20 protein-coding genes are annotated in these 25,737 nt (G+C 70.5%); 11 read left to right on the plus strand and 9 right to left on the minus strand.

The window, feature by feature from the left end; all coding sequences use genetic code 11:
- Positions 1-177: 177 nt before the first annotated feature.
- The 3 genes from NE358_RS14635 to NE358_RS14645 form a co-directional block, all read right to left on the minus strand.
- Positions 178-1,224: an NAD(P)-dependent alcohol dehydrogenase gene (locus NE358_RS14635; protein WP_141378089.1), complete on the minus strand. Its 1,047-nt coding sequence runs from the start codon at positions 1,222-1,224 to the stop codon at positions 178-180.
- A gap of 181 nt (positions 1,225-1,405) precedes the next feature.
- Positions 1,406-5,266: a glycoside hydrolase gene (locus NE358_RS14640; protein ID WP_289939655.1), complete on the minus strand. Its 3,861-nt coding sequence runs from the start codon at positions 5,264-5,266 to the stop codon at positions 1,406-1,408.
- 179 nt (positions 5,267-5,445) lie between these two features.
- Entirely contained in the window at positions 5,446-6,492 is a 1,047-nt protein-coding gene (locus tag NE358_RS14645; protein WP_289939657.1) for a LacI family DNA-binding transcriptional regulator, read from the minus strand.
- Between the two features lie 111 nt (positions 6,493-6,603).
- Here NE358_RS14645 and NE358_RS14650 point away from each other — a divergent pair, with 111 nt between their 5' ends.
- The 7 genes from NE358_RS14650 (at position 6,604) to NE358_RS14680 (ending at position 14,475) form a co-directional block, all read left to right on the plus strand.
- Positions 6,604-7,527: a carbohydrate ABC transporter permease gene (locus tag NE358_RS14650; RefSeq protein ID WP_103208408.1), complete on the plus strand. Its 924-nt coding sequence runs from the start codon at positions 6,604-6,606 to the stop codon at positions 7,525-7,527.
- Complete coding sequence (locus tag NE358_RS14655; RefSeq protein ID WP_219728516.1) at positions 7,524-8,459, plus strand: carbohydrate ABC transporter permease; 936 nt, start codon at positions 7,524-7,526, stop codon at positions 8,457-8,459. The genes NE358_RS14650 and NE358_RS14655 overlap by 4 nt, the downstream gene beginning before the upstream one ends.
- Positions 8,460-8,604: 145 nt before the next feature.
- Positions 8,605-9,945 (plus strand): ABC transporter substrate-binding protein, encoded by a 1,341-nt coding sequence (locus NE358_RS14660; protein ID WP_103208619.1) that lies wholly within the window; start codon positions 8,605-8,607, stop codon positions 9,943-9,945.
- A 74-nt stretch (positions 9,946-10,019) separates the two neighbouring features.
- Positions 10,020-11,540 carry an alpha-N-arabinofuranosidase gene (locus NE358_RS14665; protein WP_289939660.1) on the plus strand — a complete coding sequence of 507 codons (1,521 nt, stop codon included), beginning with the start codon at positions 10,020-10,022 and terminating at the stop codon, positions 11,538-11,540.
- A gap of 13 nt (positions 11,541-11,553) precedes the next feature.
- On the plus strand, positions 11,554-13,275 hold the full coding sequence (locus NE358_RS14670; RefSeq protein ID WP_141378091.1) for a glycoside hydrolase family 35 protein: 1,722 nt from the start codon (positions 11,554-11,556) through the stop codon (positions 13,273-13,275).
- 193 nt (positions 13,276-13,468) lie between these two features.
- The gene (locus NE358_RS14675; RefSeq protein ID WP_141378092.1) at positions 13,469-14,038 is read left to right on the plus strand and encodes a pyridoxamine 5'-phosphate oxidase family protein; all 570 of its coding nucleotides are present in this window, start codon (positions 13,469-13,471) and stop codon (positions 14,036-14,038) included.
- A complete protein-coding gene (locus NE358_RS14680) occupies positions 14,035-14,475 on the plus strand; it encodes a cupin domain-containing protein (protein ID WP_103208398.1) in 441 nt (146 codons plus the stop codon). Before NE358_RS14675 ends, NE358_RS14680 begins: the two co-directional genes overlap by 4 nt.
- Positions 14,476-14,488: 13 nt before the next feature.
- Here the strand turns inward: NE358_RS14680 and NE358_RS14685 are convergent, their stop codons facing one another.
- On the minus strand, positions 14,489-15,061 hold the full coding sequence (locus tag NE358_RS14685; RefSeq protein WP_289939666.1) for a CGNR zinc finger domain-containing protein: 573 nt from the start codon (positions 15,059-15,061) through the stop codon (positions 14,489-14,491).
- A gap of 70 nt (positions 15,062-15,131) precedes the next feature.
- Here NE358_RS14685 and NE358_RS14690 point away from each other — a divergent pair, with 70 nt between their 5' ends.
- Entirely contained in the window at positions 15,132-16,382 is a 1,251-nt protein-coding gene (locus NE358_RS14690; RefSeq protein WP_289939667.1) for an MFS transporter, read from the plus strand.
- Between the two features lie 122 nt (positions 16,383-16,504).
- On the opposite strand, the gene NE358_RS14695 is transcribed toward NE358_RS14690, so the two are convergent.
- The gene (locus NE358_RS14695; protein WP_289939669.1) at positions 16,505-16,888 is read right to left on the minus strand and encodes a type II toxin-antitoxin system VapC family toxin; all 384 of its coding nucleotides are present in this window, start codon (positions 16,886-16,888) and stop codon (positions 16,505-16,507) included.
- A 307-nt stretch (positions 16,889-17,195) separates the two neighbouring features.
- Positions 17,196-18,161, minus strand: a complete 966-nt coding sequence (locus tag NE358_RS14700) for a LacI family DNA-binding transcriptional regulator (RefSeq protein WP_116239406.1) — start codon at positions 18,159-18,161, stop codon at positions 17,196-17,198.
- A gap of 50 nt (positions 18,162-18,211) precedes the next feature.
- Between NE358_RS14700 and galT the strand changes: the two genes are divergently transcribed.
- The 3 genes from galT (at position 18,212) to NE358_RS14715 (ending at position 22,261) form a co-directional block, all read left to right on the plus strand.
- On the plus strand, positions 18,212-19,387 hold the full coding sequence (gene galT, locus NE358_RS14705; RefSeq protein ID WP_499318006.1) for a galactose-1-phosphate uridylyltransferase: 1,176 nt from the start codon (positions 18,212-18,214) through the stop codon (positions 19,385-19,387).
- Positions 19,384-20,547: a galactokinase gene (galK, locus tag NE358_RS14710; protein ID WP_103208384.1), complete on the plus strand. Its 1,164-nt coding sequence runs from the start codon at positions 19,384-19,386 to the stop codon at positions 20,545-20,547. The genes galT and galK overlap by 4 nt, the downstream gene beginning before the upstream one ends.
- Positions 20,548-20,800: 253 nt before the next feature.
- Positions 20,801-22,261 carry a carboxylesterase/lipase family protein gene (locus NE358_RS14715; RefSeq protein ID WP_289939676.1) on the plus strand — a complete coding sequence of 487 codons (1,461 nt, stop codon included), beginning with the start codon at positions 20,801-20,803 and terminating at the stop codon, positions 22,259-22,261.
- A gap of 251 nt (positions 22,262-22,512) precedes the next feature.
- Here the strand turns inward: NE358_RS14715 and NE358_RS14720 are convergent, their stop codons facing one another.
- From NE358_RS14720 to lplAB, 3 genes are all read right to left on the minus strand, one after another.
- Positions 22,513-23,496: an LLM class F420-dependent oxidoreductase gene (locus NE358_RS14720; protein WP_289939678.1), complete on the minus strand. Its 984-nt coding sequence runs from the start codon at positions 23,494-23,496 to the stop codon at positions 22,513-22,515.
- Between the two features lie 224 nt (positions 23,497-23,720).
- A complete protein-coding gene (locus tag NE358_RS14725; protein ID WP_258027919.1) occupies positions 23,721-24,692 on the minus strand; it encodes a DNA-methyltransferase in 972 nt (323 codons plus the stop codon).
- Positions 24,671-25,720, minus strand: coding sequence for a lipoate-protein ligase LplAB (gene lplAB, locus NE358_RS14730; RefSeq protein ID WP_103208378.1), 1,050 nt, complete (start codon positions 25,718-25,720; stop codon positions 24,671-24,673). The genes NE358_RS14725 and lplAB overlap by 22 nt, the downstream gene beginning before the upstream one ends.
- Between the last annotated feature and the right edge of the window lie 17 nt (positions 25,721-25,737).

The following is a 25,737-nucleotide window of genomic DNA, read 5'->3' on the forward strand; positions in this document are numbered from 1 at the left end:
CGCGTTTATGCGTCGGTGGCGCCCGACCACAGATCGCGGGACCGACGCGACGACCGCCGGGAGCCGCCCCGGCGGTCGCGGGAACACCACGGCGGGCGCGGGAACACCACGGCCCCGGCGTTCGGGGAACGTCGGGGCCGTGGCATCCGGGATCGTCCGGACCTCAGCGGGCGAGGATCAGGCGGGAGCGAAGGTCTTCGCGTCGATCACGAAGCGGTAGCGCACGTCGCTCTTCAGCACGCGCTCGTAGGCCTCGTTGATCTGGTCGGCCGAGATGAGCTCGGTCTCGGGCGCGATGCCGTTCTCGGCGCAGAAGTCGAGCATCTCCTGGGTCTCGCGGATGCCGCCGATCGACGAACCCGCGAAGGAACGACGGTTGGTGAACAGCGTGAAGACCTGGATGGGCAGCGGCTCCGGCGGGGCGCCGACGTTGACCATCGTGCCGTTGAGGGCGAGCAGGCCCAGGTACTGCTTGAGGTCGAGCGGGGCGCTGACGGTGTTGATGATGAGGTCGAAGCTCTTCTTGAGCGTCTCGAAGGTCTCTTCGTCCTTCGTCGCGTAGTAGTGGTCGGCGCCCATCTTCAGGCCGTCGTCCTTCTTGCTCAGCGTCTGCGAGAGCACGGTGACCTCGGCGCCCATGGCGTGGGCGATCTTGACGGCCATGTGGCCGAGACCGCCGAGGCCGACGACGGCGACCTTCTTGCCGGGGCCGGCGTTCCAGTGGTTCAGGGGCGAGTAGGTCGTGATGCCGGCGCACAGCAGCGGCGCGGCCTTCTCGTAGGGGATCGACTCGGGAACGCGCAGCACGAAGTGCTCGTCGACGACGATCTTCTCGCTGTAGCCGCCCTGGGTGATCGTTCCGTCGACGTCCTTGGCGCCGTAGGTGCCGATGTTGCCCTTCTCGCAGTACTGCTCCTCCCCGGCGAGGCAGTTCTCGCACTCGCGGCAGGAGTTGACCATGCAGCCCACGCCGACGCGGTCGCCGACCTTGTGGCTGGTGACGTCTGCGCCGACCTCGGCGACCGTGCCGACGATCTCGTGGCCGACGGTCAGGGGGTAGGGCACGTCACCCCATTCGCCGCGGATGGTGTGGATGTCGGAGTGGCAGATGCCGGCGTAGGCAATGTCGATGAGGACGTCCTTCGGGCCGACGTCACGACGCTCGATGGTCGTGGGCTCGAGGGGCGAGGTCGCGGACGACGCCGCGTAGGCGTTGACGTGCATGGTTCTCCTCAGAGGGGGTCGATGCGGATGCATCCATCCTCCCCCGGGTCGGGGCCGCAGGGCTCGGGGTTGCACGGATGTGCGCGAAGGGGAAGGGATGCCGGCGCCCTGGCCCCTCGGCAACGCCGAAGGCCGTGGCGGTCGCGGGGAGGCGACCGACACGGCCTTCGGTTTCAGAGAGTCACACGCGAGAGCGGCGACGTCGCAGCACGACCGCGCCGGCTCCGAGCAGGAGCAGGACGAGCCCGCCGATGCTCAGGACGAGCACGCCTTCGGTGTTCTGACCGGTAGTGGCCAGGTCACGGCCGTTCGCCGCAGAGCCCGCACCGGTGTTCGCGGAGCCCGCCGGCGAGCCGTTGCCTGCCCCGGCACCCGGTCCGGTGGAGCCGGAACCCGCGCCCGGGGTTCCCGATCCGCCGTCCGTTCCGCCGCCCGTCCCCGGGTCGGACACCGCTGCCGTGGGGACGACCGCCGCCGATCGGGCGGTGCCCGTCGCGAAGCCGGCGGCGCTCGCGGTCGCCTCGACCGTGATCTGTCGACCCTCGTCGGCCGCGGTCAGCCCGTAGGTGTCGGCGGTGGCGCCGTCGATGGCGACCCCGTCGCGCATCCACACGTAGGCCGCGGTCGCGTCGGCCGGGTCGGTCACGACCGCTGCCCTCACGGTGGACCCCACGCGAGGCTCGCCCGTCACCGTGACGCTCGTGACGCCGACAGCCCGGTTCACGGTCACCGAGTAGATGCGCGACGTTCCGTCGGGAGCGGTGACCTGCACGGTTCCGACGTTGCCCGCCGTCGCGAGGGCTGCCGCGCGCGCGGTGTCGTTCGCCGCGGACGCACCGGGCTGGGTGATGACGACGCTCGCGTCCTCATCGACGGCCAGGGCGTGCAGGGTCGGCCAAGCCGCCCCCGTGGACGAGGCGGTGTACTCGAGCACGTCGGGCGCGAAGCCCTCGACCGACCGGTCGCCCACGGTGAGACGGGCGAGATCGGCGATCCCCGCGGGAGCCGGAGCCGCCGCGAAGATCTCGACCTCGGACACGATCATGTGCGTCTGCGAACGGGCGTTCATGACCACGCGGACCTCGTCGGCAGCGCCGGTGACCGGCACATCGACCTTCGGCGCACCGCTCGAGGGGGTGGGCACGGTCACCAGATCGCCCTGGATCCACTCCCCGCCGCTCACGCGACGGTCCACACGCATCGTCGCGGGCCAGCTCATCGTGTTGCCGTCGCGGTAGAACTGCACGGCGACGTGCGTGAGGGTCTCGCGCTGCTTCAGCGCGTAGCTCAGCGTGTCCTGCTCGTTCTTCGTGCCCGAGCGCCAGTTCGACCAGCCCTTGTCGGTCGAACTGCCGTTGATGGTGTTCGCGACGCCGTACTGCGAGCTCTCGGTGAAGGTCGCCGACGGCTGGCTCTGCGGGGCGACGTTGCGCTCCGACGCCGCGGTGACGATGACCGTCAGGCGCGCGTCGAGCCTCTCGCCGCTGGGCCCGGTTGCGATGCCCGTCACCTCGACGGTCCCCGTCTGAGCGAAGGATGCGTCGGTGAGCCCGTCCCAGCTCCACTGGACCGGAACCCAGAAGCCGGAGCCCGAGGGGCTGAGCTCGGCCTGCACGCTGCCGTCGGCCTGGCTCCGCACCACGTCGAGCGCACTGCCGGCGGGAACGGTGACGGATGCCGGCCGGGTGGCGGTGTACGGGCCCACCTCGACCGTGGCCGTGGCCTCGAAGGCGTTACCGAACAGGTCGGTGCCGGTCCCGCGCACCTGGACGGTGCCCAGGCGCGAGAAGTCCACGCCGTCGGTCTGCCAGCTCACCGCGGCACTGCGCAGGGTACGTCCGGCGTAGCGCAGGGTGACGGTACCGGGCAGGGTGGGGCTCACGCCCACGCCCGTCGAAACCGACACCGGCTCGGCCCCGATGATCGAGGTCCCGGCGATGCGCCACTGCTGGTTTCCGCCGCCGTTGGAGGTCCACAGTCCCACGGAGGCACCGGGGGTGGTGCTCGCCCCGTTGACGTCGAGCACGCGTTCGCTCGCAACGTTCAACAGGGAGAAGTACGTCCCGTCGGTCGTCGACGCCATCCACTGCAATGCCGGATCGGTCGCGGCCGCAGCCGGGTCGGCATCCACGAGAGCCGTGCCGGTGCCGCTCGAGGCGAGGAACTTCCCCGTCCCGTTCTGCAGCGTGAACCGGTGACGGTTCGTGCCCTCACCATCGATCGTTCGAACCGTCCACGACTGGGCGCGGGCAGCGTCGGGGGTGGTGGCGAGGGTGCGCACGGCGAGCGTCGAGGCGCCGTCGAGGGCGAGGCCGCTCTGCAGACCCGTCAGCTGCACCGTCTGACCGTTGCGGAACGCGGCGGCGTCGGCAGAGACCCCCGAGACGCCGTCGATCTCGAACGTCACGACCGACTTGGCGGGGATGGTGAGCGTGGCGGTCTTGGATGCCGCGTCGACGGCGACCGGCTGACCCTTCTTCAGCGCGTTGACCGACGGCGCATCCGCCGTCGACTGCGTCGTGACGATCGGGGTCACGGTCGCACCGGGGGCGACGGTGCCGAAGTCGCGCAGGTCGATCTGCACGGTGCGCTCGGTCGCCTCGGCGTTGACGTGGACGAGCGTCGCACCCTGGCCGTCGGCGTCGATCGCGGCGGTCGACTGCGCGTTGTCGGTCGCCATGAGGTGGTCACCGGGGGCGATGTAGTGCGTGAAGTTGCGCACGGTGTTGAACTTCTCGTTCGTCAGCACCTGGCACGAGGGGTCGGCGTCGCCGTCCTTCAGACGACGCTCGGATTGCCCCTGCGCGTTGCAGTCGAAGTCGATGAAGACGCTGCCCCAGTTGAGCTTCTCGACCTTCTGCATGTTGTAGAGGTCTTCCACGGGCTGCCAGAACACCCAGGCGTCGGGCTCGAGCTCGCGCAGGTCGCCCACGATGTGCTGGGCCATGCCGAGACCGTTGTCGATGTCGTCGGTGACGAAGCCCTTGTTCTGGGCGGTCCAGTTGCCCTCGACTTCGCTCATCCACAGCGGCTTGTCCGCCGCCTTGGCGATGTCGCGCACGACCTGACGGCCGTCGGTGCCGTAGGTGTGCACGTTCAGCTGATCGACGAGGCTCTTGGACTGCGCCGACCACGCGTTCCAGTTGGTCGCGAAGATGCCGGGGTTGGTCTCGTCCATCGCCGAGATGACGGCGTCGGTCGTCGTGCTCGGCTGCGCGAGCCGGGCAGCGAGCGCCTTGACCATGGCATCCTGCGCCTGGGGTCCGATGTGGGCGCCCTCCTGGCGCCCGCCGGTCGGCCAGGTGGCGCCGTTCGGGATCTGCGTCTGCCAGTAGTTGGTGTTCGGCTCGTTGAACGGATCGATCGTGTCGAACCGGATGCCGTGCTCCTTCTCGAGCTCGTCGACGACGGTCGTGAGATACCCGGCGAATTTGTCCATGTCTTCGGTCGCGAGCTGCTCGCTCGTGGCGTTGTTGATGCCGCCCGAGGCGTAGCCGCTCTGCGTGAGGAAATAGGGCGGGGAGTTGCTGAAGGCCTCCCAGTGGGTGACCTTGTCCTTGAGGGCGTCGAGCCACCAGCGCTGGGCGGAATCCTTCGTGAAGTCGTAGGCGTCGGGGTCATCGGGGTTCCAGGCCGCCTTGTAGCGCGCGCGATCGGCGTAGTTCGAGGTGATCGCCCCGTCCGCGTCGGTCGCGTTCAGCTCCGGATTCCAGAAACCGGGTACCGCGCCACCGGGGCGGAGGTACGACGGGACGTCCGAGGCGTTGCCGCCGCCGATGTTGTAGCGCGCGATGTTGAGATTGAGCCCGTCGTCGCCGAAGACGGCGTCGAACAGCTTCTGGCGCACGTCGGCGGGGTAGTTGCCGGTCGCGTTGGCGAACCACACCAGGCTCGTGCCCCAGCCCTCGAACGGCTTCTCGGAGGCGGTGGCGGGGTTGGGGGTGATGCGCACGGGAGCGGCGGCGGCCGCCTCGGCGGACGGGGGTGCCACGGCGGCCGTGGCGGTGATCGCGCCGGCGGCCAGCGCCACGGCACAGGTCATCGACAACAGTCGAGCTGACTTCATCGTCATTCCGATCCGGCCGCAACGGTGCGACCTCAGGTGGGGGGTGTTGACGTCAACATGTTGACGTCAACACCGAGCCTAAGGGAACGCTATGGATCACCGCAACGGTTGCCCCGAACGGGATGCGCGGCTCGCCGGGAACGGCGCTCCGCCGGTCAGGAACGCCGACTCGAACTGGCGCGCACCACCAGCGAGGTGGGGACGAGGGTGCGGGCGTGCTCGCCGCCGTCGCCCTCGATGTCGGCGATCAGAGCGCTCATCGCCTCTTCGCCGACGCGCTCGAATCGCTGCCGCACCGTCGTCAGCGGCGGCCAGAAGTTCGCCGCCTCGGGCATGTCGTCGAAGCCGACCACGCTGACATCTCGCGGCACGACCCGTCCCGCCTCGTGCAGGGCGCGGATCACGCCGAGCGCCATCTGGTCGTTGGCGGCGAAGACGGCAGTGACGGCGGGGTCCTTCGCGAGCGCCTGTCCGATCCGATGCCCCGAGTCGGCCGTCCAGTCACCGATCTGCACCTCGGGCACACGGCATCCGCGATCCTCGAGGGCCGAACGCCATGCGTCGCGGCGACGTTCCGCGGCGAAGGACTCGGGCGGACCCGAGACGTGCCACACGGTCTCGTGGCCGAGGTCGAGCAGGTGCTCGGTCGCCAGGCGGGCGCCCTGAGCCTGGTCGTTGTCGACGACCGCGTAGGGGTAGTCGGCACTCGAATCGACGACCACGACCGGCAGCCCGGTGGGCAGCGAGAGCTCGTTCTCACCGAGACGGTGGGTCTCGATCAGGATCACGATGCCGTCGACCGCGTGCTCGTGCAGGCGGAGGAAGGCACCCGACACGTCGGACTGCGAGGCGGATTGGACCGTGATGAGGGTGATGGAGTACCCGGATGCCGCGGCCATCGACGCCAACGCGTCGAGCGTGCGCGTGTTGCCGTACGAGCTCAGCGAGAACATGATGACGCCGATGCTGCGGAAGCGTCCCGACCGCAGCGCCCGAGCGGCACTGTTCGGGCGGTACCCCAGCGTGGACATCGCGTCGAGCACTCGCTGTCGAGTGTCGGGGTCGACGTTCGCGCGGCCGTTGGCGACGCGGGAGACGGTCTGTCCCGACACCCCCGCGGCCGCGGCCACGTCGGCCATCGACACCTCGCGTCGACGCTCGCGCGTCGGAATCGCGGTCGACGTCGTCGTCGTCTCGCTCATGCGTGCCCCCTCGGGATGTTGACGTTGACACACTAGCGGGGCCGAGTTATGTTTACGTCAACATCTCGGCCAACCCGACCGAGATGCGCACCAATGAAGAGGCACCGGACGATGACGACCACTGCGGCACCCCCGCCCGCCCTGCGCACCCCCCAGCGCAAGCGGCGTTCCCGAATCGAAGACCGCGGCTGGCTGTTCGTCGCCCCGTTCGCCCTCGTCTTCGCCCTCGTGTTCCTGGCGCCGCTGGCGTACTCGGTCTACCTGAGCCTGTTCCGCGACCAGCTCATCGGCGGCAACGCCTTCGTCGGTCTCGACAACTACATCGCGGCCTTCGGCGACTCGAAGTTCTGGGACGGCTTCGGGCGCGTCCTGCTCTTCCTCGTGGTGCAGGTGCCGATCATGCTGCTGCTCGCCCTCGGCGCCGCCCTCGCGATCGACAGCGCACGGCTTCACGCGGCAGGTTTCTACCGCATGGTGATCTTCTTGCCGTACGCGGTGCCCGCCGTCGTGGCCGTGCTCATGTGGGGCTACATCTACGGCGACCAGTTCGGCCTGACCCGCAACCTCAACGACCTGCTGGGCGGTCAGTTCGTGCAGCCCTTCCTGCCCGAATGGATGCTGCTGTCGATCGGCAACATCGTCACGTGGCAGTTCGTCGGCTACAACATGCTGATCTTCTACTCCTCGCTGAAGACCATCCCGAACGAGCTGTACGAAGCGGCATCCATCGACGGAGCGGGCGCGTGGCGCACGATCTTCTCGATCAAGATCCCGGCCGTCCGCGGCGCGGTCGTCATCGCGACCATCTTCTCGATCATCGGCAGCTTCCAGCTCTTCAACGAGCCGAACATCCTCAAGCCGCTCGCGCCCAACGTGATCTCGACGTTCTTCACGCCGAACATGTACGCGTACAACCTCTCGTTCGCCGGCCAGCAGTACAACTACGCCGCCACGATCGCCATCATCATGGGCGTCATCACCGCCGTCATCGCATACGTCGTGCAGCTGCGCGGCTCCCGTCAGGAGGCGCGATGACCACCGCGACCGCACCCCGTACCGACACCGTCGCCGTGACCACTCCCCGTCAGGGCACGCGCCGCCGCTTCGCACGCAGCTCCCCCACGCACAGCAAGAAGTCCGTGGTGCTGAGCATCGTCATGGCGCTGTACCTGCTGTACACGCTCGTTCCCCTGGCGTGGCTGCTCATCAACTCCACCAAGACCCAGCCCGAGCTCTTCTCGACGTTCGGCCTGTGGTTCGGCAGCGACTTCGCGCTCGGCGACAACATCGTGCAGACCCTGACCTACCGCGACGGGATCTTCCTGCGCTGGCTTGGCAACACGCTGCTCTACGTCGTCGTCGGCGCAGGTGGCGCGACCCTGCTCGCCACCCTCGCGGGCTACGGCCTGGCGAAGTACAACTTCCGCGGCCGCAAGGCGGTCTTCGCCGTCGTCCTGGGCGCGATCGCCGTTCCGGGTACCGCCCTCGCGGTGCCGACGTTCCTGCTGTTCAGCCAGCTGGGCATCACGAACACCCCGTGGGCCATCATCATCCCCTCCCTCATCAGCCCGTTCGGCCTCTACCTGATCTGGGTCTACGCGACGGACGCCATCCCCACCGAGCTGCTCGAAGCCGCCCGGATGGACGGGGCGGGGGAGTTCCGCACCTTCTTCACCATCTCGATCCGCCTGCTCACCCCGGGCATCGTCACCGTGCTGCTGTTCGCGGTGGTGGCGACCTGGAACAACTACTTCCTCCCGCTGATCATGCTGAGCGACCCCGCCTGGTACCCGCTCACGGTCGGCCTCAACCAGTGGAACGCGCAGGCGACCGGCGTCGCCGCGCAGCCCATCTACAACCTCGTGATCACCGGATCGCTGCTCTCGATCATCCCGATCGTCGCGGCCTTCCTCCTGCTGCAGCGCTTCTGGCAGTCGGGCCTGACCGCCGGCAGCGTCAAGGAATGATCCGCCCCAGCTCCCCCTGACCGGGGTATCCCCCCGGATGACCCGCAACACCACACCACCGGAGCGTCCTGCCCCGGAACACACAACACCCCCGGGGCCTCGGCCCCGACTCCACAACAACGAAGTGAAGGAACCGATGACATTCATGCGCAAGAGCACCGCCGCTCGGCGGGCCGTCTTCGCCGTCGCCGCCACCGCCCTGACGGTGGGCGCCCTGACCGCGTGCTCGGGCGGTAACGCCGGCGGCGCCGCCGGCGGATCGGCCGACGACATCGAGAAGGCCCTCGAGGCCGGTGGCGAGATCACGTACTGGTCCTGGACCCCCTCGGCCGAGGCCCAGGTCAAGGCCTTCGAGGCGAAGTACCCCAAGGTCAAAGTCAACTACGTCAACGCCGGCACCAACACCGAGGAGTACACCAAGCTCCAGAACGCCATCAAGGCGGGCTCGGGTGCCCCCGACGTCGTGCAGATCGAGTACTACGCCTTCCCGCAGTTCGCGCTCTCGGACTCGCTGGTCGACCTGTCGTCGTACGGCTTCGCCGACCTCAAGGACGACTACGCGACCGGCCCGTGGGGCTCGGTCAACTTCGACGGCAAGCTGTACGGCCTGCCGCAGGACTCGGGCCCCATGGCCCTCTTCTACAACAAGTCGGTCTTCGACCAGTACGGCATCGCCGTCCCCACCACGTGGGACGAGTACGTCGCGGCGGCCGAGAAGCTGCACGCCGCCGACCCGACGAAGTACATCACCGCCGACAACGGCGACTCGGGCTTCACGACCAGCATGATCTGGCAGGCCGGCGGCACGCCCTTCAAGACCTCGGGCACCGACGTCACCATCGACCTGCAGGACGAGGGCTCGAAGAAGTTCGCCGACAACTGGAACCGTCTCATCGAAGGCGGCCTGATCTCCAACACCCCCAGCTGGAGCGACGAGTGGTTCAAGGGCCTCGGTGACGGTTCGATCGCCTCTCTCGTCATCGGCGCCTGGATGCCCGGCGTCCTGGAGTCCTCGGTGAAGGACGGCTCGGGCAAGTGGGCCGTGGCCCCCATCCCGACCTACGACGGCAAGGCCGTGACGGCCGAGAACGGCGGCGGTGGCCAGGCCGTGACCAAGCAGAGCAAGAACCCCGCGCTCGCGGCCGGTTTCCTCAAGTGGCTCAACAACGACGACGAGAGCCTGAAGATCTTCGCCGAGTCGGGTGGCTTCCCCTCGACCACCGCGCAGCTGAGCGACCCCGCCTTCGTCGACAAGAAGTCGGACTACTTCGGCGGCCAGCAGATCAACCAGGTGCTCACGCAGGCCTCGAGCGAGGTGCGCGAGGGGTGGAGCTACCTGCCCTTCCAGGTGTACGCCAACAGCATCTACGGCGACACCGTGGGCCAGGCCTACTCGAAGAAGAGCGACCTGAACGCGGGCCTCACCGCGTGGCAGGACCAGCTCGTCCAGTACGGCAACGACCAGGGCTTCTCGGTCAACAAGTAAGCAGTTCCCCGGGGGCGGGTCCGCGTGCACGCATGCGGCCCGCCCCTTCCCTTCCCTCGCCAGGAGAGACCCGAATGACCTCCCCCACCCGCATCGTCGTGGACCGCACCGCCGTCGGAGCCGACGTCCCCCGCCGCCTGTTCGGCTCGTTCGTCGAGCACATGGGCCGTTGCGTGTACGACGGCATCCACTCCCCCGGGCACGACACCGCCGACGGCCAGGGCTTCCGCGCCGACGTGCTCGAGCTCGTGCGCGAGCTGGGCGCCACCGTCGTGCGCTACCCCGGCGGCAACTTCGTGTCGGGCTACCGCTGGGAGGACGGCGTGGGCCCGCGCGAGGAGCGTCCGGTTCGGCTGGATGCCGCGTGGCACAGCACCGAGACCAATCAGGTGGGCCTGCACGAGTTCGCCGAGTGGGCGGATGCCGCGGGCCTCGAGGTCATGGAGGCGGTGAACCTGGGTACGCGCGGCGTGGCCGAGGCCGCCGACCTGCTCGAGTACGCCAACCACCCCTCGGGCACCGCCCTGAGCGACCGCCGCCGCGACAACGGCCGCGAAGACCCTTTCGGCATCCGCCTGTGGTGCCTGGGCAACGAGATGGACGGCCCCTGGCAGATCGGCCACAAGACCGCTGACGAGTACGGCCGTCTGTCCGCCGAGACCGCGCGCATGATGCGCTTCATCGACCCGACGGTCGAGCTCGTGGCCGCGGGAAGCTCGAACCACGAGATGCCGACCTTCGGCGAGTGGGAGCGCACCGTGCTGCGTCACACCGCGGGACTGATCGATCACATCTCGGTCCACGCGTACTACGAAGAAGACCCCGCCGACCCCGCCAGCTTCCTCGCCAGCGGCGTCGCCTTCGACCGCTACATCGGCGAAGTCGCGGACATCATCGACGAGGTCGGGGCGACGACTCCCGACGGCCGCCCGATCGGCATCAGCGTCGACGAGTGGAACGTCTGGAACCAGACCCGCTGGAACGAGGTCGACAAGCCGCGCGTGTTCACGGGCGACTGGCCGATCGCGCCGCGCCTCATCGAAGACGACTACACCGTGACCGACGCCGTCGTCGTGGGCTCGCTCCTGATCACGCTCATCCGCCGCTCCGACCGCGTGTCGATGGCGAACCTCGCACAGCTCGTGAACGTCATCGCCCCCATTCGCACCGAGCCCGACGGCGGCACGGCCTGGAGACAGACGATCTTCCACCCCTTCGCCCTTACCGCCACGGCGGCATCCGGTCGTGTGGTCGTCCCGAGCGTCGACGGCGCCACGATCGACACCCCGCGCCACGGACCGGTCGACGCCGTGGACTCGATCGCCACGATCGACGGCGACACGGTCTCGGTGTTCTTCGCGCACCGCGACCTCGAGGCCCCGACCCCGGTCGAGCTCGACCTCGGCCGCGTCGCCGACGTCGAGGCCCTGGTGATCACGATCCCCGAGGGCGGGGACCGCCACACCACCAACTCCGCCGACGGCGAGCCCGTCGCTCCCCTCGACCTGCCCGTGAAGGTGGGCGACGACGGCATCCTGCGTTTCACCCTCCCCGCCCTCGCCTGGGTGCGCCTGACCGCTCGCCTCATCGACTGACCCGAAAGACATCGTGACGACTTTTTCCATCGGCGAGACCGACTTCCTGCTCGACGGGAAGCCCCACCAGGTCATCTCCGGAACGCTGCACTACTTCCGCATCCACCCCGACCATTGGGTCGACCGCATCCGCACCGCCAAGGCCATGGGGCTCAACACCATCGAGACCTACGTGGCGTGGAACGCCCACGAGCCCGTTCGCGGGGAGTGGGATGCCACGGGGTGGAACGACCTCGGACGCTTCCTCGACCTGATCGCCGACGAAGGCCTGCACGCGATCGTGCGCCCGGGCCCGTACATCTGCGCGGAATGGCACAACGGCGGGTTGCCGGTGTGGCTGACCTCGACGCCGGGCATCGGCATCCGGCGTTCGGAACCGCAGTTCATCGACGCGGTGTCGGAGTACCTGCGCCGGGTCTACGAGATCGTGGCACCCCGCCAGATCGATCGTGGCGGCAATGTGGTGCTCGTGCAGATCGAGAACGAGTACGGCGCCTACGGCTCCGACAAGACCTATCTGCGCGAGCTCGTGCGCGTGACCGAGGACGCCGGCATCACGGTACCGCTGACCACCGTCGACCAGCCGATGCCGTGGATGCTCGAGGCCGGAAGCCTGCCGGGGCTGCACCTCACCGGGTCGTTCGGATCGCGGTCCGAGGAGCGCCTCGCTACCCTCCGCGAGCATCAGCCCACCGGCCCGCTCATGTGCAGCGAGTTCTGGGACGGCTGGTTCGACTGGTGGGGCAGCATCCACCACACGACCGACCCCGCGGCATCCGCCCACGACCTCGACGTGCTGCTCGCCGCCGGCGCCTCGGTGAACATCTACATGGTGCACGGCGGCACGAACTTCGGCACGACGAACGGGGCCAACGACAAGGGCCGGTTCGACCCGATCGTCACCTCGTACGACTACGACGCGCCGATCGACGAGTCGGGGCACCCGACGGCGAAGTTCCACGCGTTCCGCGAGGTGATCGCCAAGTACGCCCCCGTTCCCGAGCTCGTGCCCGCGCCCCGCCCGGAGGCGCCCGCCTTCGAGGTGGCGCTGTCGGGCGAGGGCGACTGGATGCCGGCCCCCACCCCCGTCGCGATCGCCGACGATCCGCCGAGTTTCGAGCAGATCGCGCACCTCGGCCCGCTCGTGCGGTACGACGTGGAGCTGCCCGCGTTCGCGGGTCCTGCGGCGCTCGTGTTCGCCGAGGTGCGGGATCTGGCATGGGTGCACGTGGACGACACTCCCGTGGGTCGGCTCTCGCGGACGCTGCACGAGCGCGCCCTCACGATCCCCGCGGGCGCTCGGCTCACGGTCCTCGTCGAGGACCAGGGCCGCGTGAACTACGCCGACCGCCTCGGCGAGGCCAAGGGCCTGTTCGGACCCGTCACCCTGAACGGCGAGCCGCTCACGGGCTGGACGGCGACGCCCGTCGCCCTGGAAGCCGCGGAAGGAACGGGAGCCGGTTCGGTGGGCCGCGTGCTGCTGCGCGGTTCTTTCGACCTGGACGCGTCCGCCGATCTGTTCCTCGACACCACGTCGTGGGGCAAGGGCTTCGCCTTCGTCAACGGTTTCTTCCTCGGCCGGTACTGGAACAACGTGCCGCAGAACACCCTGTACGTCCCGGGTCCCGCGACGCGCGCGGGAGCGAACGAGATCGTCGTCCTCGAACTGGAGCACGCGGTCGAGGCCGTCGCCCGCTTCGTCGCCGAGCCGTCCCTGGGGCAGCTCGAGGAGTAGTCCGTCACGAGCACGGGCGCGTGCGCCGAGAACAGGCCGATTCCGCGCGGATCGGCCTGTTCTCGTGGCATCCCTCCCGCCCGGGTGCCCGCGCGTGAGGCACCCGTCTTTGTCGCTTCCCGAGCGCCGGAAGCGACGATTCTTGGCGCCTCACACGGGCGAGGCGCGTGCCCGGGAGGAGCAGGATGGGGGCATGACGATGGCTCCCTGGCTCCGGTCGCTCCCCTCGCTGACGGGGACTCCCCCCGACCGGGATGCCGAGCCGCTCCCCGACGCACCCGAGGCGCTGTTCGAGCGGTGGCTGCGCCAGGCCGTCGACGCCGGCGTCGTCGAAGCACACGGCGCCACCCTCGCGACGGTCGACGCCGACGGAATCCCGGACGCCCGCACGCTGATCCTCAAGGACCTGGGGCCGGAGGGGTGGGCCTTCGCAGGTCCGCGCGCCTCCGCCAAGGGTGAGCAACTCGCGGCCCGACCCGCCGCGGCGCTGAACTTCTGGTGGCCGGCGGTCCTGCGAGCCGTGCGCGTGCGCGGGCGAGTGGTCGAAGCCTCGGCCGAAGAGAGCGCGGCCGACCTCGCCGCCCGGTCCGCCGCCGCCCGCGACGGGATCGAGCCGGGCGGGTGGGTGCTCTGGCGACTCGTCCCCGACCGGGTCGAGTTCTGGCACGGCTCCCCCGACCGCCGGCACCTGCGCACGATCTACCGGCGCACCGCCGAGGGCTGGCAGCTGACCGAACCCGCGAACGAGAGCGAGAACCGATGAGCGACTACGAGGTCACCGAGATCGGCGGGCTGGACGACTGGCGCGACCACTTCGGGGGGTTCGCCCCGGCGCGCTCCCGCGACGGGCGGCGCGTCGTCGACCACGAGCTGACCATGCAGTTCATCGGGATGACGGCGAACGCCCTGCTGCCCGGAGAAGAGGCCGGCTATTGGCACACGCACACCCGGGTCGAGGAACTGTACGTCTTCCTCGAGGGGCGCGGCCAGATGGGCCTCGACGACGACGTGATCGACGTCGGTCCCGGCAGCGTCGTGCGGGTCGGGCAGAACGTCTGGCGCACCTGGCGCGCGACCCCGGACGGGGAGGGCGAGCTGCGGTGGCTCTGCATCCGCGCGGGCGGCGAGGCTCTTCCGCCCCTGCCCGACGACAGTTCTCGCGATCCCGAACGGCCGATGCCGTGGGGTGACGTGGCCTGACGGCGGTCTCGCCTCAGACGCGCGATCTCGCGTGGTGGCGCTTGACGCGGTTGCGGTTGCCGCAGCCGGCGGCGGTGCACCAGATGCGGTTGTGCCGGGGGGAGGTGTCGAGGTACACCCAGCCGCACGCGTCGTCGCCGCACTGCCGCGCCGCGCGCAGGTCCGAGGTCAGCAGGTCGTGAGCGAGAAGGGCGATCGCCGCGCGCGGACCGGTCAGATCGGCGGGCGGATGCCAGCGCCACCGATCACCGGCCCGTTGCAGGCTCGAACGGCTCAGCGCGTCGATGTGCTCACGGGCGATGAGGGCCACGGCATCCGGTGACTCCTCGAAAACGGCCTCGTAGACGGCCTCGCGGAGCGCGGTGATCGCCGCGTGTTCCGCGGTCGCCGTTGCGGGCGCGGCGGAGGCGAGAGCGCGGAGGGCGTCGGGGTCGGCGATCACGTCGATCTCGGCGCACCAGTCGAGCACCGCCTCGACGTCGGGCAGGGTGTCGATCGCGCGGGTGTCGTCGAGACGCCAGTGCACCGTGTCGACGAGATCGAAGGCCGGGTGGCCCCCGACCCGGGGAAACGTCGTCGCACCCATACCGGACATCCTAATGCGTGAAGAGGTCTTGACGCGTTACCGAAGGGGCCGACATGTTTAACGGGTGAAGATGGAAACACACGTTAGAACGCGATTGGGCGGCGACTTCCACCGGTTCTGGCTGGCGCAGACGACCTCGGCCGTGGGCAGCCAGGTCGGCGACCTGGCCGTGCCGCTGCTGGCCGTGGTGATCCTGCACGCGACGGCGGCGGAGGCCGGACTCGTGGGAGTCGCCCGCTGGCTGCCGTTCCTTCTACTCGCGCTCCCCCTCGGGGTCCTGGTGGATCGGCGGCGGCGCCGGCCCGTCCTCGTCGCGGCCGACATCGCGCGCGCAGCCCTCATCGTCGTTCTCGTCGCCGTGGCCGTGGCGGGATCACTGACCCTCCCGGTGCTGCTGGGGCTCATCTTCGTCATCGGGGCCCTCACCGTCGCGTTCGAGGTGGCGTACCAGTCGTTCCTGCCCACGGTCGCCGCGCGAGACGACCTCGAACGAGCCAACGGGCGATTGCAGGCCACCGCCTCCGCCGCAAAGGTGGGAGGACCGGGCCTGGGCGGCTGGCTCGTGCAGACCCTGACGGCCCCGTGGGCCCTCCTCTCGCAAGCCGTCACCTACGCCGTCTCGGCCGTCGCGCTCCTCGGCATCCGCTCCTCCGAGTCCGATCCTCTGCCTCAGCGCCGCGGCGCCCTCGCCGAGCTGCGCGAGGGACTGGGGTTCGTGCGGCACGATCGCTACCTGGTCTCGCTCGTGGGATTCTCGGCGATCTACAACCTTTTCGCGCAGTGGATCACCGTGCTGCTGCTCGTGCACGCCGTGCGCGAGCTCGGCCTGACGGCGGGGCATCTCGGCCTCGTCTTCAGCCTCGGCGCGGTGGGAGCCGTGGTCGGAGCCGCGGCCGCCCCCGCGAGCGTGCGGCGCTTCGGCGTCGGACCGGTGCTCATCGCCTGCGCCGGAGCCGAGAGCCTCGTTCTCGGCGTCATCCCGTTCGTGGATGCCGCGTGGTCGACGCCCGTGATCGTCGCCGCGCTCGTGGGCGTCTTCGCCGTCAACGGCGCGGGCACCTCACTCTCGAGCGTGGTGGCTCTGACCCTGCGGCAGCTGCGGACGCCCGACCACCTGCTTGGACGGGTCAACGCGACCGTGCGGTGGATCTCGTACGGCGTCGTCGCGATCGGCGCGGGCCTCGGCGGTCTCGCGGGCGAGACCCTGGGCACGCGGGCCGGGATCGCGGTGGGGTGCGTCGGGGTGGCGCTCACCGTCGTGTGGGTGGCGGCCTCGCCGCTTCGCACCGTCCGCACCACCGCGAGCCTCGCCCTGGGGTGACCGACGGCAGCGCCGCACGGCGTCACGATCACGGGCTCCGCGACATTCGGGAGTGCGTCCTCGCCCCGCAACGGACGGAGGGCCAGGCGCCCCGAGCAAGACGGGGGGGGATCTGCGCCGGGTCAGTCGACAGAGAACAAGAGCGACATCTCGTCGGCCACGGCGGCCAGTCGCCTATCGAAGGTGGCGATGGGGACGCGCAGGTGCACCGCCACCGCGAGAACGCACGTGTCGGGCATTTCCAGGGCGTGCGTGGCACGCAATCGCGCCAGCAGCAGGGGCTCATCGGGCCCCATCGCCGCCACCTCTCCCCCGAGGCTGCGCAGGGCGTCCCACAACTCCCCCTCGCGCTCGACACGTGCGGCGACGACGAGGGTCTCCGCGACGGTCAGCGAATGCAGGAGGAAGGGCCCCGCCTGTCGGACGAAGAGAGCCTTGGCCCGGTCGTGGTGGGCATCGTCGGAGCTGAACAGGGCGATGACGACTCCGGCATCGAGAACGACCACTCGGGCCAGTCCCCGCGGAGCTCGTGGAGATACCCGTCGGGATAGATCCCCGCCAGCCGCTGGACCGCCGCGTCCACGGCGGCGCAACGATCGATCGCACGCTGCGACTGCTCATCTTGGATCGCCTGCCCACCCCGCACGACCAGGTGCATGAGCAAGGCGCTGGGCGACTCGTCGGGCCATCGAGAGCGCGCGATCTCCAGGGCCTGTTCGACCGCTCGCGTGTGCGTCACTTGCGTGCGCGGTCGGGTGGTCGGCATGTGGTCAGTGTGCCACCGAGAGAATGGGGTGTACCACCTCTGGTTCGTCACCTGCTCCCGCTGCTCGCACGCACCACGAGGGCCGCGGGCACCGTCTCGACGACGGGGGCTCCCCCCTCGATCGCGGCGACCAGAGCGGCCACCGCGCGGCCGCCGAGGGCGTCGAAGTCCTGGCGCACAGTGCTCAACGGAGGCCGGAACTCCGCGGCATCCACGATGTCGTCGAAGCCCACAACGGCGACGTCGGAGGGGATGCCCCGACCCCCGTCGGCGAAAGCCCGCAGAACGCCGAGCGCCATCTGGTCGTTGGCGACGAAGACGGCGGTGGCGGCGTCGAGCCCCGCGGCCGCACGATGACCGGATGCCGAGGTCCAGTCGCCCCGAACGGGTTCGACGATCGCGGCGCCGGCGCCGGCGAGGGCGTCGCGCCAGCCGCGCTCGCGCTCGGCCGCGGCGAAGGAGCGGGCGGGGCCGGCGACGTGATGAACGGTCGCGTGGCCGAGCGAGAGCAGGTGCGCGGTCGCGGCGCGGGCTCCCCCGGCGTGGTCGGTCTGCACGATCGAGAAGCGTTCGTCGGGCGGAGAGTCCACGACGACGAGATGCAGGTCGGCGGGGGGTTCGGCGTCGCGCGCGAGCTCGGTCGCTTCGTTCAGCACGACGGCACCGTCGACGCCCTGGGAGCGGAGTCGGGCGAAAGCCTCGTGGATGCCGCGTTCTCCGACCGTGACCACGGCCAGGGCGTAGTCGCGAGCGGCGGCGGCCTCGGAGATGGCCTGCAGCATGCGGGAGTTTCCGACCGAGGCGAGGGTCGACACGACGAGTCCGATGGTGGAGGTCTGCCCCGTGCGCAGAGCACGCGCGGCCCGGTGCATGCGGTAGCCGAGATCGGCCATGGCCCTCTCGACCCGGGCTCGGGTGGCGGGATCGACGCGGGGGCTGCCGTTCGCCACGCGCGACACCGTCTGCGCCGAGACCCCGGCCTCAGCGGCCACATCGGCCATGGATACGCGCATCACGCCCCCTCCATGTTGACGATATCACGCGCCAGATGTAGCGTGTTATCGTGAACACGGACAGTCCCACCGCCCAGCCGCTGGGCGCCGGCGTCGTCAAACGCTCGACGCGCCTGGCCGACGGCCGCGAGCTGATGTACTTCGACGACCCCGGCACGACGCTCGGCGCCGACCGCTCGGTCGACGCCCGCACCCTCGACCCCCGCCCCGCCACCGCCACCATGCGGCAGGACGTGCTGACCGGCGACTGGATCACCGTGGCATCCAATCGGCAGAACCGCGCGTTCCTGCCGCCCGCGCACCTCGACCCGCTCTCGCCGCAGACCCCGAGCAACCCGTCCGAGATCCCCTCGCTCTACGACGTCGCCGTCTTCGAGAACAAGTCGCCCTCGTTCGGGCCCGCCCTCGACGCCGCGGTCGGCGCTGCCCCCGCGGCCGTCGACCCGCCCCGCAGCGACGACGACCTCGAACACCTGGGCCTCGGCCGCACCCGCACCTCGGTGGGCCGTTGCGAGGTCGTGTGCTTCAGTCCCCAGCACGAGGGATCGTTCGGCTCGCTCTCGCGGACGCGCGCCCGCACCGTCATCGAAGCGTGGGCCGACCGGACCGCGGCTCTGTCGGTTCTGCCCGGCATCCGTCAGGTGTTCCCCTTCGAGAACCGCGGACAGGAGATCGGGGTCACCCTCCCCCACCCGCACGGGCAGATCTACGCCTACCCGTACGTGACCCCGCGCACCCACCGCCTGCTCGACACGATCTCGCGCACCTCCGACGACCTGTTCGCCCGCATCCTCGCCTTCGAGCAGGCCGGCGAACGCGTCGTGCTGCGCGGAGAGCACTGGACGGCGTACGTGCCCTTCGCCGCCCGCTGGCCCATCGAGGTGCACGTGCTGCCGCACCATCACGTCGCCGACCTCGCTGAGACGACCGACGCCGAGCGCGACGAGCTCGCCCCGTTCTACCTGCGCCTCCTGCGGGGGATCGACGCCCTGTACGACACCCCCACCCCCTACATCGCCGCCTGGCACCAGGCGCCGGTCGGCCGCGGACGCGAGGCCGTGCGCCTCAACCTGCAGATCACGTCTCCGCGTCGCGCCGCCGACAAGCTGAAGTACCTCGCCGGATCCGAGGCCGCCATGGGCGCCTGGATCGGCGACGTGACCCCCGAGTCGCAGGCCGAACGCCTGCGCGCCGCCATCGACACCGTTCCGGAGGTGACGGCATGACCGCCGTCGACGACGCCCGCGCCCTGCTCACCTCGCTGACGGATGCCCCGATCGTGGGGGTGTGGTCGGCCCCCGGTCGCGCCAACCTCATCGGCGAGCACACCGACTACAACGAGGGCTTCGTCTTCCCCTTCGCGATCGCCCAGCGCACCGCGGCCGCCGTCGCCCTGCGCGACGACGACGTGATCCGTGTGCGCTCGACCTTCTCCCCCGACGCCGTGGAGGTCTCGCTCGCCGGGCTCGACGCGGCGATCGCCGCCGGCGGCCTCGACTGGGCGGGCTACCCCCTGGGTGTCGCGTGGGCGTTGCGTCAGGCGGCTCCGGATGCCGAGACCCGGGGCGTCGACATCGCTCTGGCCTCGGATGTGCCGGTGGGCGCGGGACTGTCGTCGTCGGCCGCGATCGAGGGGGCCGTGGCATCCGCCCTCAACGACGTGTGGAACGCCGGTCTCGACAAGGTCGCCCTCGCCCGCGTCGGCCGCGTCGCCGAGAACGACGCCGTGGGCGCCCCGACCGGGATCATGGACCAGATGGCCTCGATGCTGGGCGTCGCGGATGCGGCCACCTTCCTCGACTGCCGATCGCTCGACACGCGTGCGGTGCCCCTCGGCTTCGCCGACGCCGGCCTGTCGATCCTCGTCACCGACACGCTGGTCGAGCACGCGCATTCCACCGGCGGATACCGCGAACGCCGCGACGCATGCGAGCGTGGAGCCGCAGCCTTCGGCGTCTCGTCGCTGCGCGACCTCACCGTCGACGACCTCCCGCGCGCCGAGCAGATCCTCGACGACGTCACCTTCCGCCGCGTGCGCCACGTGATCACCGAGAACCAGCGCGTGCTCGACACGGTCGCCGCCCTCGACGCGGACGGCCCGTCCGCGATCGGCGACCTGCTCGTCGCCTCGCACGCCTCGATGCGCGACGACTTCGAGATCTCGGTCCCCGAGCTCGATCTGGCCGTCGACACGGCGCTGTCGAACGGCGCCCTGGGGGCACGCATGACCGGCGGCGGCTTCGGCGGGGCGGCGATCGCCCTGATTCCCACCGGACTCGTCCCGGCGGCGACGGCAGCCCTTCGCGCCGCGTTCGCGGCATCCGGCTTCCGCGCTCCGAACATCTTCACGGTGACCCCATCGGCGGGCGCGCGCCGCGACGTCTGACCCTCCGGCGGTTTCGGCCGCGACGTCGGCGACCGCGCGCGACCCGCGACGGGCTCGCCCTGCCCGCCCCGCAACGGGCCCACCCCACTTGCTTCCCACGCATAAACGCGATCCACACGTATAAACGCGCTCTGCTCGCGTTTCTGCGCGCCGATCGCGTTTATGCGTGGGTCGAGGTGCCGCCGGCCGCGACTTCGCGCGACGCGTGCCGCACGGGCGGGACATCGCCGCTTCGCGAGAGCAGGATGAGGGCATGGATGCCGCTCCGCTCGCGCACACGTCGAAGGGTGACGTCCGCGGGTTTCGGCGCGGCGCCACCGCCGTCTTCCTCGGCATCCCGTTCGCCCGGCCGCCCATCGGGGCGCTGCGCTTCGCCGCTCCGGTCCCGCTCGAGCCCTGGGGAGGCGAGCGAGACGCCACGGCCTACGGGCCGACCGCGCAACGGGGCGACGCGGGCATCACCCTCATCCCGGAGCCGAGCGTGCCGGGAGACGCGACCCTGAACGTCAACGTCTTCGCTCCCGCGGATGCAGCCCCGGATGCCGACCTCCCGGTGCTCGTGTGGATCCACGGCGGCGGCTTCACCTCGGGCTCCCCCGCCAGTCGCTGGTACGACGGCGATGCGTTCGCGCGGGACGGGATCATCACCGTGGTGATCTCGTACCGGATCGGATTCGACGGCTTCGGCCTCATCGACGGCGCCCCCGCCAACCGGGGCCTGCGCGACCAGATCGCCGCCCTCGAGTGGGTGCGCGACGAGATCCGCGCGTTCGGTGGCGACCCCGCCCGGGTGACCGTGGCCGGGCAGTCGGCGGGCGGCGGGTCGGTGCTCGCGCTGATGACGAGCCCGATGGCATCCGGACTCTTCTCCGCGGCGATGGCCGTCTCGCCGGCGATCGGTGCCGTCTCGCGGCAGGCCGCGGGGGCGTTCGCCGCTCGTGTCGCCGCCCGTGCGGGCGTCCGCGCCGACCGCGCGGGCTTCGCCTCCGTGCCCGAAGAGCGCATCGTCGCGGCGCAGAGGAGCGCCCTCGCGCCGCACCTGGTCCGTGCGCGCTCGTCGCTCGCGACCCTGCTCGACGACGGTCTGCCGCTCGGACCGGTCGTCGACGGAGACGTGCTGCCGCGGCATCCGCTCGACGCTCTTTCGGACGGCGCCTCGTCCGACGTCCCGCTCGTGATCGGATCGACCGACGACGAGTTCACGGCTCTCACCGCCCGTTTCGCCGGGGTCCTTCGCGTCGTCCCCGTGCCGCTCGCCCTGGCGGTGCTCGGCCTTCGGCGCACGCGACGACGGGCCTACCTCGACAGCATCCGCCGGCGCGGAGCGGTAGCCGTGCTGGGCGGGTTCTTCACCGACCGCGTCATCCGCTCGACCGTGCTGAAGACGGCCCGGGTGCGGGGCGCGGCTCCGACCTGGCTGTATCGCTTCGCCTGGGCGTCGCCCGTGCCGTCCATCGGCGTCGCGTGCCACTGCCTCGACGTGCCGTTCTGGTTCGACCACCTCGACGCCGACGGGGTCGCCACGATCGCGGGCACCCCTCCGGCCGACCTGGCCGCGCAGATGCACGGCGCAGCCGTATCGTTCGCGCGAGACCGAGACCCGGGGTGGCCGACCTGGGATGCCACGGCACGGCGCGCGCGAGTGTTCGATGCCCCGGCATCCACCCCCGCCGTGGAGACCGACGCCTACGCCGAGGTCGCGCCGCTGGTCTGAACGCTCCGCGGGGCGCTGGTCTGCGCGGTCCGCGCGCGGGCGCGCGGGGCGCACGGGAATCGGATAAACGCAGCAGAATCGGATGCCACACGCCCGTGGATCCGATTTCGGTGCGGTGATCCGATTCCGGTGCGTCGGCCTGCATCCGTGATGCCGCACGCCCGTGGATCCGGGCACGCTGCGGCAGCCCGATTCCGGTGCGCCGACCCGCATTCGATCGGCCCGCCGGGGCCGCGCGGGACGCCGGAGGGTCAGAGGTGCGGAATGACCTCGCGCTCGAAGAGCGAGATGCCGGAGGTGTCGTAGGCAGCCTCGGGGAAGTAGTGGATCGCGTAGCCGAGGCCGTGATCCGCGCGCTCGCGCAAGCGCTCGACGATCTGCTCGGGCGTGCCGAAAGCGTCGGACGAGCGGTAATCGGCCTCGATGGCATCCGCCCGCTCGTCGCCCACGTGCGGGCGCAGGCGCGCGACGACCGCGGCCAGGCGGTCGGACGCCTCGGACTCGGTCTCGGCGACGATCGTGTTGAAGTTCGTCGAGCGGGTGATCTCCGACGCGTCGCGACCGAGGGTCTCGCAGTGCCCGCGCAGCACCTCGGACTTGTGGTCGAACTCCTCGAGCGAGCCGCCGAAGTTCGTGTACGAGGCGTACTTCGCCGCGATCTTGAGCGTGACCTTCTCGCCGCCGCCGGCGATCCAGAGCGGGATGCCGCCGGGCTGAAGGGGCTTCGGCTGCACGATCGCGCCGTCGACCTCGTAGTACTTCCCCGACAGGGTCGCCTCGCCGGTGGTCCAGGCCTGGTGCATGATCTCGACTCCCTCGCGCAGTCGCCCGAGACGCTCCGCGATGGGCGGGAAGCCGTAGCCGTAGGCCTTCCACTCGTGCTCGTACCAGCCGCCGCCGATGCCCATTTCGGCGCGGCCGCCCGAGATCGCGTCGACCGTGGCCGCGACCTTGGCGAGGTACGCGGGGTTGCGGTAGCCCATGCACGTGCACATCTGGCCGAGGCGGACGCGGTCGGTCGCGGCGGCGAAGGCAGCCATGAGCGTCCACGCCTCGTGGGTGGCCTCCGTGCTGGGAACCGGCGTGGTGTGGAAGTGGTCGTACACCCACAGCGAGGCCCACGGACCGTCGTCGGCGCTCTGGGCGAGGGAGTTCATCACCCGCCAGTGCTCCGCGGGGTCGATCCCCACGAGGTCGAAGCGCCAGCCCTGCGGAACGAAGATGCCGAAGTCCATGGGCTCACCCTAGGCGGGGGCGCCGGCATCGCGGGCCGTTCGTGCGGAACCCGCCCGGGGTGGGGCACGATGCGCGGCGCGCGCCCTGACGCGGTGCGGCACCGGGGCGCGGAACGTGCACCGGGGCGCTCACCGGACGCCCCGGTGCACGTCGCGCGCCCCGGTGCGGCGCGATGCGCGCGGAGGCAGCCGGGGCGGCCGACGACAGCGACGCCGAAGACGGCTCAGCCGGCGAACGGCTCCAGGCGCCCTCGCATCACGGCCACGGCATCGGCGTTGTCGTCGATGAGCACCGAGTGCCGGCCCAGGGGGGCGGCGACGGCGCCGAGCGTGCCACTGCCGGCGAACATGTCGAGGACGCGATCGCCGGGGCGCGAGGACGCCTGCACCATGCGGCGCAGGACGCCCTCGGGCTTCTGCGTCGGGTACCCCGTCTTCTCGCGACCGGTGGTCGGCACGATCGTGTGCCACCACACGTCGGTGGGCATCTTGCCGCGCGCGGCCTTCTCGGCGGTGACGAGACCCGGGGCCATGTACGGCTCGCGGTCCACGGCGTCCGAGTCGAAGAAGTACTTCGCGGGGTTCTTGACGTACACCAGGATCGTCTCGTGCTTGGTGGGCCAGCGACGCTTCGTCTTGGCGCCGTAGTCGTACGCCCAGATCAGCTCGTTGAGGAACTTGTCGCGCCCGAACAGTGCATCGCACATCACCTTGGCGTAGTGGACCTCGCGGTAGTCCAGGTGCAGGTAGAGGGTGCCGTCGTCGGCGAGCAGGCGCCACGCCTCGACGAGCCGCGGCTCGAGAAAGCCCCAGTAGTCGTCGAAACGGTCGTCGTAGGTACGCAGATCGCCGCGCAGGCGCGCGTACTCGCGCCCGTGGAAGCCGCGCTGGACCACCGGGGGCGGGGGCGGCTCTTCTTCGGGGAACTCGAGCATGTTCGGATCGTCGAGGGATGCCGCGGCCTCGGGCGGGGCGGCATCCGGAGCCTCCTCCACCGAGGCTCGGCGCGTCGCCGATTCGACGGCCTTCGAACGCGTGCGCCCGGTGTTGAAGGGCGGATCGAGGTAGACGAGCGCGAACGACCCGTCGGGATAGTTCGGGGTGACGCTGAGGTTGTCGGCGTGGTGGATCTCGACGCCGCCCGGAGCGGGCGCGTCGGCGGGGATCTCGGCGCTCACGGGACGCGCTGCAGCCACGCGTCGGTGGCGAACTTCGAGTCGACGAGCGCCTGGGCCTCGGCGTACTCCTCGTCGCTGATGTGCCCCGGGGTCGCCCCGTACAGCGTGGTGAAGGTCTGGATGAAGCGCTCGATGACCTCGGCCCGGGGAAGACCGGTCTGGCTGCGCAGCGGGTCGACGCGCTTGGCGGCCGAAACGGTGCCCTTATCGCTGAGCTTCTCGCGGCCGATGCGCAGCACCTCGGTGAGCACCTGGCCGTCCATGTCGTAGCTGAGGGTCGCGTGGTGCAGCACCCCGCCGTTGGCGAGGCGCTTCTGGGCGGCGCCGCCGATCTTGCCGTGGGGACCCGCGATGTCGTTGAGCGGCTGGTACACCGCGTCGATGCCGAGCGAGCGCAGCGCCTGGAGCACCCAGTCGTCGAGGAACGCGTACGAGTCGGCGAAGGTCATACCGGCGACGAGGGATGCCGGGACGTACAGCGAGTAGGTCACGATCGAGTTGGCCGCCATCATCATCGCGCCACCGCCCGAGATACGGCGGACGATGTCGAAGCCGTGCTTCTCGGCGCCCGCCGGGTCGACCTCGTTGCGCAGCGACTGGAATGAGCCGATGACGACGGCGCTCTCGTCCCACTCCCACAGGCGCAGCGTGGGCTTGCGCAGCCCCGCGCCCACGCGGGTGGTGAGCACCTCGTCGAGGGCGAGGTTCATGCGGGGCGAGACGGGCTCGTCGTGCACGACCTCCCACTCGAAATCGGCCCAGCCGGGAGCGGTCACCAGCGCGCGGCGGATCGCGGTCGCCACCGACTCGGGCGTGAAGCCGAGAAGCTGCGCCCCCTCGGGAAGGGCCGCGCGGATCGCCGCGGCGATCGTGGGGACGTCGGACTCGACCGGAAGACCGTTGACGGCCGCGTCGATGTCGTCGAGGGCGTCGTCGGGCTCGAGGAAGAAGTCGCCCGCGAGGTGGAAGCCGTGGATGCGGCCCTCGCGCTCTTCGAGGTCGACGACGACCAGTTTTCCCCCGGGGACCTTGTACTCGCCGTGCATGGCTCCAGCCTACGGCG

Source organism: Sphingomonas sp. G5, from assembly GCF_052660795.1.